The 20,787-nt window shown below is 63.6% G+C and carries 19 protein-coding genes; 3 read left to right on the top strand and 16 right to left on the bottom strand.

Annotated features, from left to right (window positions below; genetic code table 11):
* Positions 1-14: 14 nt before the first annotated feature.
* From AC1DVW_RS22095 to cysG, 6 genes are all read right to left on the bottom strand, one after another.
* Positions 15-1,619, bottom strand: a complete 1,605-nt coding sequence (locus AC1DVW_RS22095; protein WP_477325882.1) for a GMC family oxidoreductase — start codon at positions 1,617-1,619, stop codon at positions 15-17.
* Positions 1,620-1,714: 95 nt separating this feature from the next.
* Positions 1,715-2,248, bottom strand: coding sequence for a DUF934 domain-containing protein (locus AC1DVW_RS22090; protein ID WP_477271320.1), 534 nt, complete (start codon positions 2,246-2,248; stop codon positions 1,715-1,717).
* A 112-nt stretch (positions 2,249-2,360) separates the two neighbouring features.
* Positions 2,361-3,125, bottom strand: a complete 765-nt coding sequence (locus AC1DVW_RS22085) for a phosphoadenylyl-sulfate reductase (protein WP_477249238.1) — start codon at positions 3,123-3,125, stop codon at positions 2,361-2,363.
* On the bottom strand, positions 3,100-4,770 hold the full coding sequence (locus AC1DVW_RS22080) for a nitrite/sulfite reductase (protein ID WP_477325880.1): 1,671 nt from the start codon (positions 4,768-4,770) through the stop codon (positions 3,100-3,102). The genes AC1DVW_RS22085 and AC1DVW_RS22080 overlap by 26 nt, the downstream gene beginning before the upstream one ends.
* Before the next feature lie 47 nt (positions 4,771-4,817).
* On the bottom strand, positions 4,818-5,123 hold the full coding sequence (locus AC1DVW_RS22075; protein ID WP_477325878.1) for a DUF2849 domain-containing protein: 306 nt from the start codon (positions 5,121-5,123) through the stop codon (positions 4,818-4,820).
* A complete protein-coding gene (gene cysG, locus AC1DVW_RS22070) occupies positions 5,120-6,574 on the bottom strand; it encodes a siroheme synthase CysG (RefSeq protein WP_477325876.1) in 1,455 nt (484 codons plus the stop codon). The genes AC1DVW_RS22075 and cysG overlap by 4 nt, the downstream gene beginning before the upstream one ends.
* A gap of 405 nt (positions 6,575-6,979) precedes the next feature.
* Between cysG and AC1DVW_RS22065 the strand changes: the two genes are divergently transcribed.
* A complete protein-coding gene (locus AC1DVW_RS22065) occupies positions 6,980-7,429 on the top strand; it encodes a baeRF12 domain-containing protein (RefSeq protein WP_477325874.1) in 450 nt (149 codons plus the stop codon).
* 139 nt (positions 7,430-7,568) lie between these two features.
* Here the strand turns inward: AC1DVW_RS22065 and AC1DVW_RS22060 are convergent, their stop codons facing one another.
* Positions 7,569-8,378 carry an AraC family transcriptional regulator gene (locus AC1DVW_RS22060; RefSeq protein WP_477325873.1) on the bottom strand — a complete coding sequence of 270 codons (810 nt, stop codon included), beginning with the start codon at positions 8,376-8,378 and terminating at the stop codon, positions 7,569-7,571.
* A gap of 105 nt (positions 8,379-8,483) precedes the next feature.
* Between AC1DVW_RS22060 and AC1DVW_RS22055 the strand changes: the two genes are divergently transcribed.
* The gene (locus tag AC1DVW_RS22055) at positions 8,484-9,401 is read left to right on the top strand and encodes a zinc-binding dehydrogenase (protein ID WP_477325871.1); all 918 of its coding nucleotides are present in this window, start codon (positions 8,484-8,486) and stop codon (positions 9,399-9,401) included.
* Between the two features lie 10 nt (positions 9,402-9,411).
* Here the strand turns inward: AC1DVW_RS22055 and AC1DVW_RS22050 are convergent, their stop codons facing one another.
* From AC1DVW_RS22050 to AC1DVW_RS22010, 9 genes are all read right to left on the bottom strand, one after another.
* Complete coding sequence (locus tag AC1DVW_RS22050; RefSeq protein WP_477271307.1) at positions 9,412-10,164, bottom strand: SDR family NAD(P)-dependent oxidoreductase; 753 nt, start codon at positions 10,162-10,164, stop codon at positions 9,412-9,414.
* Between the two features lie 56 nt (positions 10,165-10,220).
* Positions 10,221-12,500, bottom strand: a complete 2,280-nt coding sequence (locus tag AC1DVW_RS22045; protein ID WP_477325869.1) for a transglycosylase domain-containing protein — start codon at positions 12,498-12,500, stop codon at positions 10,221-10,223.
* A gap of 373 nt (positions 12,501-12,873) precedes the next feature.
* Complete coding sequence (locus tag AC1DVW_RS22040) at positions 12,874-13,254, bottom strand: hypothetical protein (protein WP_477271303.1); 381 nt, start codon at positions 13,252-13,254, stop codon at positions 12,874-12,876.
* A gap of 327 nt (positions 13,255-13,581) precedes the next feature.
* Positions 13,582-14,520, bottom strand: a complete 939-nt coding sequence (locus AC1DVW_RS22035) for a hypothetical protein (RefSeq protein WP_477325867.1) — start codon at positions 14,518-14,520, stop codon at positions 13,582-13,584.
* 8 nt (positions 14,521-14,528) lie between these two features.
* Entirely contained in the window at positions 14,529-14,675 is a 147-nt protein-coding gene (locus tag AC1DVW_RS22030; RefSeq protein WP_477271299.1) for a hypothetical protein, read from the bottom strand.
* Between the two features lie 25 nt (positions 14,676-14,700).
* A complete protein-coding gene (locus tag AC1DVW_RS22025; RefSeq protein WP_477248709.1) occupies positions 14,701-14,955 on the bottom strand; it encodes a GlsB/YeaQ/YmgE family stress response membrane protein in 255 nt (84 codons plus the stop codon).
* A gap of 110 nt (positions 14,956-15,065) precedes the next feature.
* Positions 15,066-15,269: a hypothetical protein gene (locus tag AC1DVW_RS22020; protein ID WP_477325865.1), complete on the bottom strand. Its 204-nt coding sequence runs from the start codon at positions 15,267-15,269 to the stop codon at positions 15,066-15,068.
* Positions 15,270-15,328: 59 nt separating this feature from the next.
* Positions 15,329-15,949: a ribonuclease D gene (locus AC1DVW_RS22015; RefSeq protein ID WP_477325863.1), complete on the bottom strand. Its 621-nt coding sequence runs from the start codon at positions 15,947-15,949 to the stop codon at positions 15,329-15,331.
* A gap of 78 nt (positions 15,950-16,027) precedes the next feature.
* Positions 16,028-17,413: a M20/M25/M40 family metallo-hydrolase gene (locus tag AC1DVW_RS22010; RefSeq protein ID WP_477325861.1), complete on the bottom strand. Its 1,386-nt coding sequence runs from the start codon at positions 17,411-17,413 to the stop codon at positions 16,028-16,030.
* A gap of 412 nt (positions 17,414-17,825) precedes the next feature.
* Here AC1DVW_RS22010 and polA point away from each other — a divergent pair, with 412 nt between their 5' ends.
* On the top strand, positions 17,826-20,786 hold the full coding sequence (gene polA / locus AC1DVW_RS22005; RefSeq protein ID WP_477325859.1) for a DNA polymerase I: 2,961 nt from the start codon (positions 17,826-17,828) through the stop codon (positions 20,784-20,786).
* The last annotated feature ends 1 nt before the right edge of the window (position 20,787 follow it).

Below are 20,787 nucleotides of genomic sequence, written 5' to 3'. Positions count from 1 at the left end.
GAGACAGGTGACGATCAGGCGGCCTTGATCATGTCGGCCGCCTTTTCGGCAATCATGATCGTCGGCGCATTGGTGTTGCCGCCGATTAAGGTCGGCATCACCGAGGCGTCGACAACACGCAGCCCTTGCAGCCCGCGCACCCTGAGCAGCGGGTCGACCACCGCCATCTCGTCGACGCCCATCTTGCAGGTGCCGACCGGGTGATAGATCGTGTCGGCGCGCGCGCGGATATGCGCCATCAGTTCGGCATCGCTGGCAGCGCCGGCGGTGTAGATTTCCTTGTGGCGATACTTCGCCAGCGCCGGCGCCTCCAGGATGCCGCGCATCATCCTGACCCCCTTGAGCAAAAGCTCGCCATCGCGTTCGTCGGAGAGAAAGCGCGGGTCGAGGCGCGGCGGCGCCAGCGGATCTGGCGTCGACAGCCCGACCGTGCCGCGCGAATGCGGCCTGAGCACGCAGACATGGCAGGAAAAGCCATAGCCCATATGCAGCTTGCGGCCGTGATCGTCGACGATAGCAATGCAGAAATGCAGTTGCAGGTCGGGCCGGTCGATCGCCGGATCGGATTTGAGGAAGGCGCCACCTTCCGCATAGGGCGTGGCGATCATGCCGCTGCCGTCCTTGCGCCAGCGCAGCATGTGCCGCAGCAGGCCAGGTGTGCCGCGCAGGCCGATGCCCATCAGGTCGGTCTCCCTGGACGTCCAGGCCAGGATGAAATCGAGATGGTCCTGCAGGTTCTGTCCGACACCGGGCAGTTCGTGGACGACCGGAACCCCGTGCATGGCAAGTTCGGCCGCCGGGCCGATGCCGGACAACAGCAAAAGCTGTGGCGATCCGAAAGCGCCGCCGCACAGGATCACCTCGCGCCCGGCTTCGGCCACGGCCTCGCTTTTGCCCGCGCGGTAGCGCACGCCGGTGGCGCGCTTGCCGTCAAGGACGACGCCGGTGGCATGTGCGCCGGTGATGACGGTCAGGTTCGGCCGGCTCATCGCCGGATGCAAGTAAGCGGCAGCCGCCGAGCAACGTTCGCCGGCGCGAGCCTCGCCCCAGAACTGCGTCACCTGATAAAGCCCTGCCCCCTCCTGCTCCGGCCCGTTGAAATCATCGTTGCGGCGGATCTGGTTTTCGCCGCAGGCCTCGACAAAGGCCTTGGCGATCGGGCGCGGCTCCCGCTGCTCGCCGACCCGCAACGGCCCGTCGCCGCCATGCAAGGCGTCGGCGCCGCGCTGATTGCCTTCGGCGCGCCGGAAATAGGGCAGCACCTCGTCCCACGACCAGCCGTCGCAGCCGAGACCGGCCCATTCGTCATAGTCGCCGCGATGCCCGCGCGTGTAGAGCATGGCATTGATGGCGCTGGAGCCGCCGAGCGCCTTGCCGCGCGGCTGGTAGCCCTTGCGCCCGCCCAAGCCCTCCTGCGGCACCGTCTGGAAGGCCCAGTTGTTGATCTTCGGCCGGCCCGGCAGCAACGCGATGATGCCTGCCGGCGCGCGGATGAGCAGATCCTTGCCCTCGCCGCCAGCCTCGATGAGGCAGACCGTTTTCGAGGCATCTTCGGAGAGCCTTGCGGCAAGCGTGCAGCCGGCCGAACCGCCACCGGCGATGACGTAATCGTAGCGCATGGTCTCCTCCCTGGCGCCCGGCGGATGTTTCCGTCCGGACGGTCAGAGAAGGCCTGATCGCAGCCGATGTAAAGTCGTGTGGGATTACCGCAACGTCAGCCGGCGCGTTCGCGCCGCCAGGAGTACTTCGGTCCCTTGGGCTCCGGCTCGGCGGTTGGCTGATAGTACAGCGACAGGCCGCCGGTGCGGCCTTCCTCGAGCCGCTTCAAAAGCACCGGATGCGAGACCTCGAACTCGTCGAAGCCGAGCCGCAGCATGTGCGGCAGCTGATCGACGAGAACCTGGCCGAAGGCGCGCACCGCGCCCTCGAAATGGTAGCGGCTGCGCAGCAACTCGCCCTTGGAGAAGGAGCGGCCGTCGCTGAACGCCGGGAAGGCCAGCGCCACCAGCGACAGCTGGTCAAGCAGGTCGGCAATCTTTTCCAGCGGGTCGCCGGGCTGAAGCAGCACCCCGATGCGCTCCTTCGCCGACCGGCGCACCTCCGGATCAAGGCTGAGAAACGCCTGCAGCGGCAGGATGAAGCGACCGTTGCCGGACAGCGCCTCAGCGCTTTCGGCATGCGCCCACTCGTCCTCGCGAAAACCCGTCGGGGTCCAGAGGCGGGTCTCCGGTGTCGTCTGTTCGGTCATCAAATTCCTAAAGCCCCAAAGAATCGAAAGTTTGCTGAAAGTCAGTCCAGACCAAGCCGGCGGCTTCAGGGTGGGGACCGCCGTTTGCAGGCCGGCTGAATACCAACATACCCTAAAGGGAGGCGTCGGTCAGCGACTTCTCCAGCCCCGACAAATGGATGCCGCACTCGGTCTTGGCATGCCCGGCCCAACGGCCGCTGCGCGCATCATCGCCCGGCTGCACCGGCTGCGTACATGGGAAGCAACCGATCGACAGATAGCCATAGGCGACCAGCGGATTTTCACGCAGCGCATGCGCGCGCATATAGTCGGCCTGGTCGGACGTCGTCCAGCGCGCCAGCGGATTGATGCGAATGCGCGAACCGACCGCCTCGAAGATCGGAAGCGATGCCCGTGTCGCCGCCTGGAAGCGCTTGCGGCCGGTGAACCAGGCACGGAACGGCTCAACGCCGCGCGCCAGCGGCTCGACCTTGCGCACATCGCAGCAGGCGTCGGTGTCGGTTTGGTTCAGATTGCCGGTCGGATCGATACGCGAAAGCGCCGCCTCGTCGGGGGTGATCACGCGGATGTCGGTCAGGCCGAAATCGGCGACGAGCGCGTCGCGATAGCCGAGCGTCTCCTCGAAATGCTTGCCGGTGTCGAGAAAGATCACCGGCAGCGTACGGTCGATCTTGGCGATCATGTGCAGCAGCACGGCCGAATCGGCGCCGAACGATGAAACGGCGGCGATCTCACCGTGAAAAAGTTCTCTGGCCGACCGCTCGATGATCTCGAGCGGGGTCAGATGACCATAGAGCGCGTCGAGCCCCGCTGCCTGCGCAGCGATGCCTTGCTCGACGTCGACTATCCGGTCAAGCGGCCTTGGTTTCGCCAGCATAGAGCGCCTCCTTGAACGGCGCGGGACCGACACGGCGGTAGGCGTCGATGAATTTTTCTGTGCGATCGAGCCGAAGGCCGAGATAGGTTTCGACGATCTGCTCGATGGCGTCGGTGATTTCTTCCGAACTGAAGCCGCGGCCGATGATCTCGCCGACCGAAGTGTTTTCGTCAGCCGAGCCGCCAAGCGTCACCTGATAGAGCTCGGCGCCCTTCTTTTCGACGCCCAGAATGCCGATATGGCCGACATGGTGATGGCCGCACGCATTGATGCAGCCGGAAATCTTCAGCTTCAGTTCGCCGATGTCGCGCTGCCGTTCGAGCGAGGCGAAGCGCAGCGAGATTTCCTGCGCGATCGGGATCGAGCGCGCCGTCGCCAGCGCGCAATAATCGAGGCCCGGGCACGAGATGATGTCGGTGATCAGGTTGGAGTTGGCCGTCGCCAGTCCGATATCGACCAGCGCGTCATAGACCGCCTTGAGGTCGGCGCGCGCCACATGCGGCAGGATCAGGTTCTGCTCATGGCTGACGCGAAGCTCGTCGAAGGAATATTTTTCGGCGATATCTGCGACCGCTTCCATCTGGCTGTCGGAGGCGTCGCCCGGCGCTTCGCCGATGCCCTTGAGCGAGATGGTCACCGCGGCATAGTCGGGATGGCGATGGGTCACCACGTTCTGGTCGAGCCATTCCGAAAAACTCTTGGAGTCGAGCCGGGCCAGCCTTACCGAAGCGTCGCCCTCCGGCCGGTCGCTCAGCGCCGGTGGCGCGAAATAGGCATCGATGGCGCGGATATCGGCTTCCGGCAGCTTCAGCTCGGCGTCCTTCAGCTCCAGCCACTCGGCCTCGACCTGGCGGGTGATTTCCTCGACGCCGGTCTCGTGGACGAGGATCTTGATGCGCGCCTTGTACTTGTTGTCGCGGCGGCCATAGAGGTTGTACACGCGCAGGATCGCCGTGCAGTAGGACAGAAGATCGGCCTCCGGCAGAAAATCGCGGATCTTCTTGGCCACCATTGGCGTGCGGCCCTGGCCGCCACCGATATAGACGGCAAAGCCGAGTTCGCCGGCCTCGTTCTTCTTCAGATGCAGGCCGATATCATGCGTCTGGATGGCGGCGCGGTCGCGCTCGGCACCGGTCACCGCGATCTTGAACTTTCTTGGCAGGAACGAAAACTCCGGATGCACCGACGACCATTGGCGCAGAATTTCCGCGTAGGGGCGCGGATCGGCGACCTCGTCGGCGGCAGCACCGGCGAAATGGTCGGCGGTGACGTTGCGGATGCAGTTGCCGCTGGTCTGGATGGCGTGCATCTCGACGCTTGCCAGATCGGCCAGGATCGCCGGAATGTCGGACAGCGCCGGCCAGTTGAACTGGATGTTCTGCCGCGTGGTGAAATGGCCGTAACCCTTGTCGTATTTACGGGCGATGTGGCCAAGCATGCGCAGCTGCTTGCCACTCAGCGTGCCGTACGGCACCGCGATGCGCAGCATGTAAGCGTGCAGCTGCAGGTAGACGCCGTTCATCAGCCGCAGCGGCCGGAACTGGTCCTCGGTGATCTCACCGGCAAGCCGGCGCTCGACCTGGTCGCTGAACTCGGCGACGCGGGCCTGGACAAAATCGTGGTCGAACTCATCGTAACGGTACATGCTTCGTCTTTCCGGGCGCGTCCGCCCGCTTAAATCAATGTCGTCGTCTATGCCGCCCGGACGGCTTCCGGACGGGCCTGCTTGCCCAGATCGTTGCGATTGGTCGGGCCGGCGGCACGGATCTTTTCGCGCAGCCGCACCGCCTCGACGATACCGTCCACGACGGTCACGTCGATCAGATTGACGTCGACCACTTCGTTGTTGGCATAGGCCGCAGCACCGATTGCTTCCAGCCGGTCCTCGACCGCCTTGTCATGGGCGAGATCTGCACTGTCGATCCTCTCCGCCCAGCCGCCATTGGCGTACCAGACGGCAATGCCATCGGTGAGGCGGTTTGCGGTCAGAACCTTCATTGTTCAACTCCTTGGGCGGCAGCAATGCTCGCACCTTCGTGCCTGTGTGTCGCCAGCGGCTCGGAACGTTCAAAATTGGCGCCGGCAACGGCATCGCCGATGATGGTCATCACCGGGCCGGTCAGGTCGACGCGCGCCTCCAGCGACGGCAGGTCGGCAAGCGTGCCGTGGAAGCGGCGGCGATTTTGCAGGCTGGCATTCTCGACCACTGCGACCGCCGTATCCGGAGAGAGACCAGCTTCGATCAGCCGTCCCGCAACCTCGGCCGCGACCGAGCGACCCATATAGACGGCGACCGTGGCGCCGGAAATGGCGAGCTTGGCCCAGTCGGGCAGCGAATTGCCTTTCAAGTCGTGGCCGGTGGTGAACACCATCGACGACGACACGCCGCGCAACGTCAGCGGCAGTTCGAAATCGGCGGCGGCAGCGAAGGCCGCGGTGACGCCCGGGACCACATCATAGGCAATGCCGGCATCGCGCAATGCCGCCATCTCCTCGCCGGCACGGCCGAACACCAGCGGATCGCCCGACTTCAGCCGCACGACACGCTTGCCGTCGCGGCCGAGCTCGACCAGCAGCGCATTGATTTCTTCCTGGCTCTTGGAGTGGCAGCCCTTGCGCTTTCCCACCGGCAGGCGTTCGGCGTCGCGGCGGCCCATGGCGACGATCGCCTCCGGCACCAGCGCGTCATAGACGATGACGTCGGCTTCCATCAGCAGACGATGGGCGCGCAGGGTCAGCAGGTCCTCCGCACCGGGACCGGCGCCAACCAGAGCGATATGGCCCGAGGCGGGTGCGTTCGAAAGCAGCAGGCCGACCGCGGCATCATGCGCCTGTGAAAATTCTCCGGCCTCCACAGCACGCGCCGGCGCGCCAGCGAAGAAATCGCCCCAGAAGCGGCGGCGGGAATTGCCTCTCGGCAGCAACTTTTCAGCGGCACCGCGGAACGAAGCGGCCAGCGTTGCCAGTGGCCCGAGCGAGGGCGACAGCATCTGGTCGATGCGGCTGCGCAGCATCTGCGCCAGCACCGGACCCGCCCCTTCCGTGCCGATGGCAATGGCAACCGGTGCCCGGTTGACCAGCGCCGGGGTGAAGAAATCGCACAGCTCCGGCCGGTCGACGGCATTGACCGGAATGCTTAAGCGGCGCGCGTCCTCGGCGACGTGGCGGTCGAGCCCCTCATCGCCGCTGGCGGCAAACACCATGACGGCGCCGTCGAGATGCGCGGCATCGTAGGCGGCGGCAATGTGGATCGCGCCGCTTTGTGCGATGAAGGTCAGAAGCTCCGGTTTGGCGTTTTCCGCGATGATCCGTAGCACCGCGCTCGACTGGCCGAGCAGCCGCGCCTTGGCCAGCGCCTCATCGCCACCGCCGACGATGGCCACAGCTTCGCCCTCGACCCGCATGAAGACGGGGAATGCGTTGAGCTTGGGCGTTGTTGCCTGCGGCATGGCGAGCAGATTCCTGAACAGTTTGGCAGTTTTACGCGCGGGCGTGAAAAACCAGAAGGAACGCACTCCCGCATAGCTTCGCGGGAAGCAATCGCTTTTCTGCAAGCGTAACAGCCAAGAGAAAAATATTCCACATCCGCGCGGGGAGCGGATTCAAGCCGCTGTTGCAGGCCTTGTTCTGCGGCGCTTTTAGCGGCAAACGCGCCGTGTCACAAAACAGATTTTTCTAAATTCTACCAATTTAGTAGATTAATGCCGCCCGTTCTTCCGCTGCCGGCGAAAGCAGTCGAGGGGGCTGCTGCCGTTTCAGCCCGGCAGGTGGAACATTCCTGCTTCGCCACGCGTTGGGCCTTACCGCAACAATCAGTCTTCGGCGGGATTTGAACCTTCGACAAGGAGCACGCGATGAGCAAAATCAACCTGAAACCGGGCCTCTGGGTCATGGTGGCCGATGGCGAAAAAGCGCTGTTCCTCAAAAACGAGGGCGATGGCCTCTATCCGAACCTTCGGCTCGTGCAGGAGATGAAGCAAGACAATCCGGCGACACGCGATCAAGGCAGCGACAGCCCCGGTCGCCACAATGATGGCCCATTGGCTCAGCGCAGTGCGGGCGAGGACACAGACTGGCACCGGCTGGGCAAGGAACGTTTCGCCGACGAGATAGCCGACCGGCTCTACAAGCTCGCCCACCACGGCATCTTTGACGAGATCGTATTGATCGCGCCGCCCTTGATGCTGGGCACCATGCGCAAGAAGCTGCACAAGGAAGTCAGCGACAAGGTGCAGGCCGAAATTTCCAAGACATTGACCAACCATGCCGTGATCGACATCGAGACCATGCTGCAGGCAGCCTGAATTCCAGTCTAGCTCCGACATTCACCGTTCGGCGCGTGCAGCGATTGTGCTGCGCGCGCCTTTCGCTTTCAGCGCCACGCGCCACCAAACTCCGCCCTGCGGGCTGCGTCGCCGACACGCTCTCCCCAGATCGAGTTGATCATGCCACGAATGCAGAGCCGCCATTTTGCGCCACACTGCTGAGATACTTTGCCGGCGGCTTGCCGAGCGCCTTCTTGAACATGGTGATGAAGGCCGTGACGGAGTCATAGCCGAGATCGCCTGAAACCTGCTGCACGCTCGCACCGGAGGCCAACTCCCGTATGGCGACGATCAGGTGCAGTTGCTGGCGCCAGCGCCCGAAGCTCAAGCCGGTCTCCTTCACCACGAGACGGGCGAGACTGCTCTCGCTAAGCGCGACGCGACTGGCCCATTCGGCCAGAGTGCTGCGGTCGGCAGGATCTTGCGCCAACGCTTCGGCGATCCGCCGCAAGCGCGGCTCGGGCGAGATCGGCAGATGTAGCTGTTGGACAGGCATGCGCGGCAGTTCGGTGAGCAGGACCTTGGTCAACAGCTCTCCCCTCGCCTCATCATCCTCCACGCGATCGGACAGTTCGATGATCAGTTCGCGCAGCAGCGGCGAGATCGAAAGCGTGCAGCACCGGTCCGGCAGATCGGCGGCTCCCGGTTCGATGTAGACGAAGAAAATCCGGGCATTGGCGGTCGCGATATTGCTGTGCTCCATGCCGCCGGGAATCCACACCCCACAATGCGGCGGCACCATCCACCAGCCACTGGGAACGCGACAGGTTACCCCGCCGCCCAGCGCAAAGACCAGTTGGCCTTTGCGGTGCCAATGGTCGGGCACCTCCGCTCTGGTCTCGGGAACATCAACGCGCACGGCAATCGCAGGGGCGGAATGGTCATCGACATCGAAGTCGAGCCAAGGGTAGCGGAGCGGTTGTTTCATGACTGACTGTTTTTAGCGACTATTCGCCATGATAGCTAAATTTTTTAATCGGGGAAGTCGATAGGATCCGGTGCGTCCACAAACCGGCAGGAAGGAACGACAACCATGCTCGCCCTCGTCATGTCTTCGGACAGCACCACCGGACTGAGGCTCGTCGAAGTCGAGGAGCCTCAACCCCTCGCGAGCGAAGCGCTTGTTTCGGTCCACGCAACCTCGTTGAATCGCGGTGAACTGCGCCTCCTCGCCATCCGCCCGGACGGCTGGATACCCGGCCAGGACATCGCTGGGATTGTCGAACGGGCAGCAGCCGATGGCTCCGGGCCAGCGGTCGGTGCCCGGGTTGTGGCTTTGGTCGACGAGGCCGGTTGGGCCGAACGGGTCGCCGTTCCAACCGACCGTCTCGCCGTCCTGCCGGATGAGGTTAGCTATGCCTCCGCAGCCACGCTCCCCGTGGCGGGCACGACCGCACTGAGGACTTTGCGCTATGGCGGCGATCTCGCGGGACAGCAGGTGCTGGTCACGGGCGCCAGCGGTGCGGTCGGCCGCTTCCAGATCCAGATCGCCCGCGAGCAAGGCGCCTCGGTGACGGCAATAGCCGCCGCCCGGCATGCCGAGGATTTGCGCAACCTTGGGGCCGGCCAGGTTGTCGGGTCGATCGAGCTGGCCAGTGGGCCATTCTCGCTGATCACCGAGTCGGTTGGCGGCCAAAGCCTCGCACACGCGATCGAGCGCGTCGCACCTGGCGGGACCATCGTCATGTTCGGTTCAAGCAGCGGCGAACTCACGCCCGTCGGCTTCCGCCAGTTCGTTCCCGGTCACGAGGGGGCGAGGCTGCAGACCTTTGCCTACTACACGTCCGGTTCAGGCATTGGCGCAGACATCGCCTCGCTGCTCGCTCTGGTCGCGGCGGGTCGGCTGGACACCCGCGTGTCCCTGACCGTACCGTGGACAGACATCGCCCAAGCCCTGGAGGCACTGCGACAGCGCAGCTTCAGCGGCAAGGCTGTTCTGACGATAGCGTGAAGTCAGCCGCTCACACGTGCTGGCCGCCATTGATGTGGATTTCCGAGCCCGTCACATAGGACGCCTGCTGCGAGCACAGGAAGAAGATGATGTCTGCGACTTCCGCCGTGGTGCCCAGCCGCCGCAGCGGAATGGTCTCGACGATCTTGTCCGTGCCCGGCGACAGGATCGCCGTGTCGATCTCGCCGGGTGCAATGGCGTTGACGCGGATGCCGTGCGGGCCGAAATCATGCGCCATCTCGCGCGTCAGCGAACCGAGTGCGGCCTTCGAGGTGGCATAGGCCGTACCGGCGAAGGGATGCACGCGGGTGCCGGCGATCGAGGTGACGTTGACGATCGAGCCTTTCGCTGCGGCAAGCTCCTTGAAGAGACCACGCGCGAGCATGATCGGCGCGAAGAAGTTGACCTGGAACACATCGCGCCAGACATGCATCGGCGTGTCGATCGAGTTCATGCGGCTGTTGCCGTCCTTGAGCTTCGGCGAAATGCCGGCATTGTTGACCAGCGCATGCAGTTGGCCGCCATGCGCTTCCAGCCGGCGGCGGATTTCCGAGACGGCGATGCCGACATCCTCCTGATCGGCGAGATCGACCTTGATATGGTCTTCCGGACCGGCCGGCCACGGACAATCCTCGGCAAAGGCCTGGCGCGAACAGGTGATGACCCGCCAGCCCTCGCGCGAAAAGCGCTTGACCGTGGCATGGCCGATGCCGCGGCTGGCGCCGGTCAGCACGATGGTTTTTCTGGTGTCGGTCTCGGCCATGTCGCTGTCTCCAGCCGGACATGTAGCGGAAGGCGATTGCGGTGGCGAGGGGTCGCTTAGCCGCCGCCGAGAATGTCGAGGATCGAGGTCTTCCGCTTCTTGGTCGGGCCGCCGACGCTGCCGGGCGGTACGGGATGCTTGATCGAGGCGGTGGTGCCGCCGTCGCCGGGCATGTCGAAGCCGTCGGCATCGACCGTTTCGGCAGGCCGCGGCGCACGCGTCGGTGCAGGCGCCTGGGCGACCGGCACAGCCGCCCTTGGCGCCGGTGCGGACTGGCCGACGGACGCCGGCGGCACCGGTGCCGGCTGTGCCGTACCCGATGACGGTATTTCGTCCTGCACGATCGTGTCGGCCGGCGTCGACTTCCAGGTTCCGGGCAACGGCCGCACCGGCACGCCCTCGTGGGCTGCGACCATGAACTCGTGCCAGGCCTGCGCCGGCAGCGCGCCGCCGGTGACCTTCTTCATCGGACTGCCGTCATCATTGCCGAACCACACACCGGTGGTGAGATTGGCGGTGTAGCCGACGAACCAGGCGTCGCGCGAATTCTGGCTGGTGCCGGTCTTGCCGGCAGCCGGCCAGGCAAAAGCCGCCTTCTTGGCCGTGCCGGTCTCGACCGTGCCGGTCATCATCGAGTTCATCATGCCGACGATCTCGGTCTTGACGACGCGAGGTGCGCTGCCGCCATTGTCGTCGAACAGCACCTTGCCGTCTGTGGTCGCCACCCGCCGGATGAAATGGATGTCCGGTCTGTAGCCGCCATTGGCGAAGGGAACATAGGCCGAGGTCAATTCCAGCGGCGTCACTTCGGAGGTGCCGAGCGCGATCGAGGTGTTGGCAATCAGGTCGGACTGGATGCCCATGCGGTGCGCCGCCTCGACCACCGCGTCGGGCCCGACTTCCATGGTAAGCTGTGCCGCAACCGAGTTCAGCGATTTCGCCAAAGCAGTCGCCAGCGTCACCTTGCCGAAATACTTGCCGCCGTAATTGTCGGGCGTCCACTTGCCGATCTTGATCGGCGCGTCGTTGCGCATGCTGTCTGGCGTGCGGCCGGCTTCCAGGGCCGCCATGTAGACGAACGGCTTGAACGCCGAGCCTGGCTGGCGACGGGCTTCCGAGGCGCGGTCGAACTGGCTGGTCGAATAATCGTAGCCGCCGACCATGGCGCGCACCGCGCCGGAATTGTCGATCGACACCAGCGCGCCCTGGCTGACATTGAGTTTCTTGCCGCTCTCGTCGATCAGCCGGCGGATCGATTGTTCGGCGAGCTTCTGCAGGTTCAGGTCGACGGTGGTGTTGACGACGATATCGCCCCGCACGTCGCCGATCAGGTCGGGCAATTCTTCCATGATGGTGTCGGCGACATAGTTTTCCGAACCGGTCCAGTAGGACGGCGAACGCGTCGCCGGCGCGCTCATCGCAAAGGCCAGTTCCTTGGCGCTGATCTTGCCCTCGTCGCGCATGGCGGCCAGCACCAGCTGCGAGCGCTCCTCGGCCGCCTTCGGGTCACGCGCCGGCGACAGCCGCGACGGCGCCTTCAACAGGCCGGCCAGAAGCGCTGCTTCCGACAGCGTGACATCGCGCGCGCTCTTGCCGAAATAGCGGCGCGAAGCCGCCTCGACGCCATAGGCGCCGGAGCCGAAATAGACCCGGTTGAGGTACATTTCGAGAATCTGGTCCTTGGTGTGCTTGTGCTCCAGCCACAGCGCCAAAAGCACTTCCTGCACCTTGCGTTCCAGCGTGCGATCCGGCTTCAGGAACAGGTTCTTGGCCAGCTGCTGGGTCAGCGTCGAGCCGCCCTGCGAAAAATGCCGGCCGAGAACATTGGTCACCATGGCGCGCGAAAGACCGATCGGGTCGATGCCGAAATGCGAATAGAAGCGGCGGTCCTCGATGGCGATGACGGCCTCGGGGATGTAGGGCGACATTTCGTGCAGGCCGACGGCCTCGCCGCCGCTCATGCCGCGATTGGCGAGCAACTGGCCATCAACGGAAACGATCTTGATGTTGGGGGCACGGTCGGGGATCGACCAGGTGGTGGCCGCGGGCATTTTGGCGCCGTAATAGACGACGATGCCGGCCACCGCGATGCCACCCCAGATGGCCATCACGAAGCACCAGTAGAACAATCGGGCAAGCACCCCGAACAGGCCGCGCCGGCTTCTGCCGCGACCCCGGCGCGACGATTTCGCCCTGGCCGACTTGCGTCCTGAGGAGGACTTGCGATTGCTCGGCACGACGCGATCCTCCTCGCTCACCGAAAAACCGGCCGGAGATTTCGCCCGTGGCGTTCCCTCGAAGCTGGGTTCGATGCGGCTGTCTTTGCGGTTCGCCATGCCCTGCGCTGTCTGTCCCGATGCCTATGGCGTTCGGGTTGAAGAGTAGATGCGGCAGTTTAAAGGCGCGTTAAGTCGGAAAATTCAAAGCGTTTGATAATCAAATGCTTGGCAGACTACCCGTTGCCGCTCTGTTCGAGGCACCTGATTTTGGCGCCAGCGAACGGTCGTAGGCTCAAGACAGAACAAATCAGAAGCCGTAGCATTTTGTCCGGGCGCAAAGCCCTCGACCACTGCCAGCCGCCGTGCGGACTTTGGCAGGCAGTCGCAAGTATGGCCCTCGTTAGAGCGCGATCAGCAGACTGTTGCCTGCCGTGCATTCGACCGCGCTCTAACCATCTCGTCACCAAGCAATCACTTGGTGGAACATGCATCAGCCAATCGCCGCACGAACGGAAAGCGCTGCCCTGGAGGATTGCATTACCTCGCCGACATGGCAGTAGCAGACAATCTCGTGCAGTTGGTGGTCGGTCAGCTCGAAGAAGCGCTTGGCTTCGCCATAATTGTCGTCTTTCAGACCCTCATCGTGCAAAATGGGGTCCGTGAAGGCAACCGATATCGGCGAGCCGTCGCCTCGCATGACATCGCGCTCGGGCGGCGCACGGTATTCGGTCCCGGCGAGCGCGGTCAGGAGCCGGCTGGGCTCACGTTCAAGAAGCTCGGCCCAACGCACAAGACGCTGGGTTCGGCTCATTACCGGCTGTGTGTTGACCTCGGCCACTGCATGCAGTTGGTCCAGTGTTTGGTACTTCATGGCAACCTCCTGATAGTTAGGTTGGTTGGCCCCAAACGCCCTATGCCGGTATCATAACGCCGAAGCGTCGATCCGTCATTCTGATTCCATGCCGGGTTGGCCTTTCTTCCGGCGCTACGACGATGCAATGGCCCTGCCTTGCCGGCAATTTTCAACTTCACCGAGTGCCGCGCTGCCAGCATTGTGAGTGGCCGCGCGAGCGGGAGCAATGGCGTCAGACGGTCGGCCGGGCACAAGCCGGCTAGTCGCACTGGCTGATGGTTTTACAATCGAACCGTAGCCCATTGAAATCAAACAAGCGCGTTTTGCGGGCCTGGCCGAACAGCATCAGATCGGCTCGAACGCCACATCCGGCGCATCGGCGCCACTCGCCTGCCGCAACAGGGCGCCGAGCGGTTCGCGCCTGTCGACCTGCGGCTGCTTCCAACGCGAAGCGTTGCCCACATGCAGCCAACCGTCGATCTCCTTGAAGAAGCCATCATAGAGGCTGCGGCCGGCTCCGAAGCGGTGCCATTTCCTTTTCGCAAAGCGGACCTGGCCCGGATCGGCCGGGCGATAGAGCAGCGGCCAGTTGCCGCCGCCGGCATCCATGTGGAATTCGCCGCTTGGCGCGAAATCCAGGCGCTGCCGCAGCACGCTCCCGTCAAAGAAACAGAAGCCCGGCCACAGGAACCAGCCGCCCGGCGTCGGTGTATCGCGGCGCGGATAGCCGTAGAGGATTTTGCCCTGCATCCGCTCGCGAATGGAAAACGCCTCGGTGGGAAAGATATCGTGGTCGATGAAGCCGAACCGCAGCGGCCTGACCTTTCTCACGAAATTGCGCATGATCCAGTTCAGCGCCAGGCCATGCGAGGCGCTGACATACAGTTTGTTTCTGGGCAGGCCGACATAGGGGACACGCTGTCGCTGGCATAGATCGGCGATCGCCAGTCTGGCATCGTCATTGCTGCTATTGTCGAAGACGATGTAGCCGTCGCGCTCAGCCAGGTGCCGGCGCACCAGATAGATCTGCCATTCGATCACGTCTGGCCGGTTGAACGCCACCGTGGCGGAGATGGTATCGGAGAACGCCGCCTGCCGGTCATGCAATGCGCTCACAGCCGGCGGTTTTCTCAAAAAGCGAAACACCCGCAGCCGGTCGCGAATAGCGTTGGTGAACTTGGGCTGGGGGTTGAACCGCAGCCATTCCTCGACGGACATCTTGATCTCGTCGTCGTCCGGCCCTGTCTCGTCGTCGAGGATCAGATCACGCTCCGCAGCTTGCACCGATGCGCTCAGTTCTGCTGGATCGAAATGCCCTTGTCGTCGATCTTGAGTTCCACGCCTTTTGGCTTGGTTTCTTCGCGATAGACGTAAATGCCGAGTGCTATGACCACGACAACGAGCGCGCCAATGAGGAGATAGAGTGTGTTCTGTTTCATGGCGCGCTCCTTCTGATATCGAGCCTCACGCTCGCTTCAAGACCTTGACAAGCACCAGCAGGATGACGGCGCCGATCGTGGCGTTGATGATGGAGCCGAGAATTCCGCCGCCGATGGCGAAGCCGAGCCTTGGGAAAAGCCAGCCGGCGATGAACGCACCGACGATGCCGACGATGATGTTGCCGATCAGGCCGAAACCAAAGCCCGAGACGATGAGGCCAGCGAGCCAGCCGGCAATGGCGCCGATGATGATGAAGACGAGAAGGCTTTCGATACCCATAAAGAGTTCCTCCGAGCAAGAGGGCGATAGCGGAGCCGCAAACCCCGAATCGGCCTCGATTTCAACGGTTTCAGGCTATTCGAAAGCGGCTGGTCCCGCCAGCGGCGGCGTCAGTCGTCGTCATCGTCGCCAGCGGCAGGCCGCCAGCTGGTCGGCTCGACCTTCTTCTGCGTATGGCTGTCGACATAGACCCACCAGCCATCGTCGCGATATTGCGCGGGAGATTCGTTGATCACACCGTCGCTGTCTTTCCATTGGACAGTGATCTTGGAGCCGTCCATTGGCGCGGTGGAGATCGGTTTGCGGTCTGCCATGTCATCCCTCTTTGAGCCGACAAACGCAGCGGAGTGCATCCTGGTTCCGGCTAAAGCCATCAGCTGTGAGCGAAAATATCTTCTTCGCCCCAGCCCATCAGGTCGAGCTTGGCACGCGTTGGCAGGAAGCGGAAGCAGGCGTCGGCTTCCTTGGTTCGGTTCTCGCGCGCCAGCCGACCGGACAGCACGTCGCGCAGCCGGTGCAGATAGAGCACGTCAGACGCTGCGTATTCGAGCTGTTCGGGTGATAGTGTCTCGGCCGCCCAATCCGACGATTGCTGCACCTTCGACAGGCCGACGCCCAAAAGTTCGTTGCAGATGTCCTTCAGCCCGTGCCGATCGGTGTAGGTGCGGGTCAGCCGCGAGGCGATCTTGGTGCAGAACACCGGTTCGGCCATGACGCCGAAGGCGTTGTAGAGCACGGCGATGTCGAAACGGCCGAAATGGAACAGCTTGGTGATGCCGCGGTTTCTGAGCAGGCTGACGAGGTTCGGCGCCTTCTTCTGGCCGGGTGCGATCTGGATGACGTCGGCCGTGCCGTCACCCGGTGAGATCTGCACCACGCAGAGCCGGTCGCGATGCGGGTTCAGCCCCAGCGTCTCGGTGTCGATGGCCACCGCCCCGACATTGTAGTGCGAGAGGTCGGGCAGGTCGTTTTTATGAAAGCGGATATCGCTCATCGTCTTCTCCGGTCACGGCGCTACCCGTCCTCGCCGCGATGCAATGAAAAATCAACAGAAACTTGTCCGTTGGCCCGTTCAGCGCGTCAACGCATCGAGAATGCGCGCCCAGGAACGCTGCCCCTTGTGGAAGGAGGTCAGCTCATATTTCTCGTTGGGCGAATGGATACGGTCGTCATCGAGACCGAAGCCGACCAGCAGGGATTCGATGCCGAGATAGGTCTGGAAATCGCCGACCACCGGGATCGAACCGCCGCTGCCCGTCGTCACCGCCGGCTTTGGCCATTCATCCGACAGCGCATTCTTGGCCTTGGCCAGGAACGGCGAGTCGTAGGAAAGCTGGATAGCCGGCGAGCCGCCATGCGGGTGGAATTCGACCGAGCAGTCCCCAGGAATGCGCTCCTGGACGAATTTCTGGAAAGCGGCGCGGATCTTCTCGGGATTCTGCTTGTGGACAAGGCGGAACGACACTTTCGCCGAGGCCTCCGCCGCGATCACCGTCTTGAAGCCCTTGCCGGTATAGCCACCAATGATGCCGTTGAACTCGGCCGTTGGCCGCGCCCAGGTCAGTTCGAGCACCGAGCGGCCCTTTTCGCCTGACGGAATCGACAGACCGATGGGCCCGAGGAAGGTTTCGGCCGTCTCGCCGAGCGTCTCCCACGATTTCAGGATCTGCGACGGGGTTTCTTCGACGCCGTCATAGAAGTCCGTAATGGTGATGCGGCCGTCTTTGTCGTGGATGTCGGCCAGGATCTTCGCCAGGATGCGGATCGGATTGGCGGCGGCACCGCCGTAGAGGCCGGAATGCAGGTCGCGATCGGCGGCCTTGACGGTGATCTCCTCGCCGACCAGCCCGCGCAGCGCGACGCAGATCGACGGCGTCTCGCGGTCCCACATGCCGGTGTCGCAGACCAGTGCGAAATCGGCCTTAAGTTCGGCTGCATTGGCTTCGAGGAACGGCTTTAGCGACGGCGAACCGGACTCCTCCTCACCTTCGAACAGGATGGTAATGCGGCACGGCAGGCCGCCATGCTCCTGTTTCCAGGCGCGGCAGGCCTCGACGAAGGTCATCAACTGCCCCTTGTCATCGGCCGAGCCGCGGCCGGTGATCACCTTGTGGCCGGGTGCGACCTCTTTCACCGCGGGTGCGAACGGATCGTTTTCCCAGAGCTCGATCGGGTCGACCGGCTGCACGTCGTAATGCCCATAAAACAGCACATGCGGGGCGCCGGCTGGCCCGTCATGATGCGCAACCACCATCGGATGGCCGGGCGTGTCGCGCACGCTGGCGTCGAAGCCGATCAGCTTGAGCTCGGCCACCAGCCATTCCGCCGCCTTGCGGCAGTCGGCGGCATAGGCCGGATCGGTGGAGATCGACTTGATCCTGAGCAGGCCGAACAGGCGCTCCAGGCTCTGGTCGAAATTGCTGTCGAGACGGTCGAGGACGGGGGAAACTGCGGACATCGGGTCAAGCCTTTCGATTCTGAGCGGCAACCCTAACGGCGCGGCTCCAGAACGAAAAGCCCGCGATCATTGGACCACGGGCCACCAATAGCTGTCGCAAGGCAAAAAAATGCCGCCGTGGTGGAGGGGGAACCACGGCGGCGTTTTACTCGAAACGATGCGGCAGCCCGGAGAGGGGGGATAGGCTGCCGCAAGTGTCCGGGATAGGCGGGGGACGGGCCTTGCTCCGGACTCGGCGAAAACTGCCGATGCGCTTTATTTGTGTCTTCGAACGTGGCGTTTCAAGGGCGCCAAAATTACACTTTTGTAACATGTGCGTGAGCCGACCACTCTGTCAGGGTGTTGCTGGAACCAGTGGTTGAAGCCGCCTTTGCCATGGACCGCAGCATCATGCCGCGCTATCCCTGCCGGCATGAAAAAAGGCGATCATCTCTTCCTTATCGACGGCTCCGGCTACATTTTCCGCGCCTATCATGCGCTACCGCCGCTGACCCGCAAATCCGACGGTCTGCCGGTCGGGGCCGTTTCCGGCTTCTGCAACATGCTGTGGAAGCTGATGCTGGATGCCCGCAACACCGACGTCGGCATCGTGCCGACGCATTTCGCGGTCATTTTCGACTATTCGTCGAAAACCTTTCGCAATGAGCTCTACCCGGAATACAAGGCCAACCGCTCGGCGCCGCCCGAAGACCTGATCCCGCAATTTGGGTTGATCCGCCAGGCGACCAAGGCCTTCAACCTGCCCTGCATCGAGATGGAAGGCTTCGAGGCCGACGATCTCATCGCCACCTATTGCCGGCTGGCAAGCGAAGCCGGCGGCGACGCCACCATCATCTCCTCCGACAAGGACCTGATGCAGCTGGTCGGCCCCACGGTCGGCATGTACGACCCGATGAAGGACCGCCAGATCGGCGTCCCGGAAGTCATCGAGAAATGGGGCGTGCCGCCGGAAAAGATGATCGACCTGCAGGCGCTGACCGGGGATTCGGTCGACAATGTGCCGGGCGTGCCGGGCATCGGGCCGAAAACGGCGGCGCAATTGCTCGAACAGTTCGGCGATCTCGACGCGCTGCTCGCCCGCGCCGGCGAGATCAAGCAGGACAAAAGGCGCGAATCCATCATCGCCAATGCCGACAAGGCGCGCATTTCGCGCCAGCTGGTGACGCTGAAGAACGACGTGCCGGTGATCGACGGGCTTGACGATTTCGTGCTGCATGAGCCCGACGGACCCAAGCTGATCGGCTTCCTCAAGACCATGGAATTTACATCGCTGACCCGCCGTGTCGCGGAAGCGACCGCAACTGAGGCCGGCGATGTCCAGGCTGTCACGGTCACCGTCGAGCGTGCCGATACGGCGCATGGTCCCGATGTCGGGTCGGGGGCGCCGATCGCCAAAAGCACGACGGACAGTTTGGCAGGGACAGGGGACGCAGCGGCAGGCACGCCCAGGGCGGAAGCGGCAAGGCAAGGCGACACCCCATCCCTGCTGTCGGCGCTTCGCCTGGAAGCTGCCGGCGCCGGCAAGATCGACACCAGCGCTTACGTCGCCATCCGCGACGCCGCCACGCTGAAGAGCTGGATATCAGAGGCGGTTGCCGCCGGCATCGTCGCCTTCGAGACCGAGACCACCTCGCCCGATCCTATGCAGGCCGAACTCATCGGCCTGGCAATCGCCACCGCGCCGGGTCGCGCCGCCTATCTGCCGCTGACCCACAAGAGCGGCAACGGCGACCTGCTCGGCGGCGGCGCGCTCGACAACCAGATCCCGGTCCGCGAGGCGCTGGCGCTGCTGAAGCCGCTGCTGGAAGACAAGTCCGTTCTCAAGATCGCGCAGGAGCTGAAATCCGGCCTCGTCGTCATGAGCCGCCACGGCATCGATATCGCGCCCTTCGACGACACAATGCTGATTTCCTACGTGCTCGACGCCGGCACCGGCCACCACACCCTAGCCGCTCTTTCTGAGAAATGGCTTGGCCACTCGACGACGCCGCTCAAGGAGCTGGCCGGTTCGGGGAAAAGCTTCGTCGGCTTCGACCAGGTCGATATCGACAAGGCGACGGCCTATGCCGCCGGGCACGCTGATGTGACGCTCAGGCTCTGGCAGGTGCTGAAGCCACGGCTAGCGGCCAAGGGCCTGGTCTCGGTCTATGAGCGGCTGGAGCGGCCGCTGGTGCCGGTGCTGGCCAGAATGGAACAGCGCGGCATCTCCGTCGACCGGCAGATCCTGTCGCGACTGTCAGGCGAACTGGCGCAAGGCGCTGCCCGGCTGGAGGAGGAAATCTACCAGCTCATCGGCGAGCGCATCAACATCGGTTCGCCCAAGCAGCTCGGCGACATTTTGTTCGGACGCATGGGGCTGCCCGGCGGTTCGAAGACCAAGACCGGGCAATGGTCGACCTCGGCGCAGCTTCTGGAAGACCTCGCCGCCGAGGGCCACGAACTGCCGCGCAAGATCGTCGACTGGCGCCAGCTCACCAAGCTGAAATCGACCTATACCGATGCGCTGCCCGGCTTCATCCATCCCGACAGCAAGCGCGTCCACACCTCCTACGCGCTAGCCGCGACGACGACCGGTCGGCTGTCGTCCTCCGATCCCAATTTGCAGAACATCCCGGTGCGCACGGCCGAAGGCCGCAAGATCAGGACCGCTTTCATCGCCGACAAAGGCAACAAGCTGGTCTCGGCCGACTACAGCCAGATCGAATTGCGTGTGCTCGCCCATGTCGCCGAGATCCCGCAGCTCAAGCAGGCCTTCGCCGATGGCGCCGACATCCACGCCATCACCGCGTCGGAAATGTTCAACGTGCCGGTCGAAGGCATGCCCGGCGAGATCCGCCGCCGCGCCAAGGCGATCAATTTCGGCATCATCTACGGCATTTCCGCCTTCGGCCTCGCCAACCAGCTGTCGATCCCGCGCGACGAGGCCGGCGCCTACATCAAGAAATATTTCGAGCGCTTCCCCGGCATTCGCGACTACATCGAAGCGACCAAGGCCTATGCCCGCGAACACGGCTTCGTCGAAACCATCTTTGGCCGCCGCATTCATTATCCGGAGATCAGATCGTCAAATCCCTCGATCCGCGCCTTCAACGAGCGCGCCTCGATCAACGCGCGCCTGCAAGGCACCGCCGCCGACATCATCCGTCGCGCCATGGTGCACATGGAGGATGCGCTGGACAAGGCCGGGCTCTCCGCCCGCATGCTGCTGCAGGTGCATGATGAGCTGATCTTCGAAACGGTGGAGGCGGAAGTCGAGGCGACGATCCCTGTCGTCCGCCGCGTGATGGAGAACGCGCCAATGCCGGCGGTTTCGATGTCGGTGCCGCTGCATGTCGATGCCCGGGCCGCCAACAACTGGGACGAGGCGCACTAAG

The organism is Mesorhizobium sp. P3_B5 (assembly GCF_056402815.1).
The sequence above is the reverse complement of the archived record's forward strand: the minus strand, read 5'-3'. Positions and strand labels throughout refer to the sequence as shown.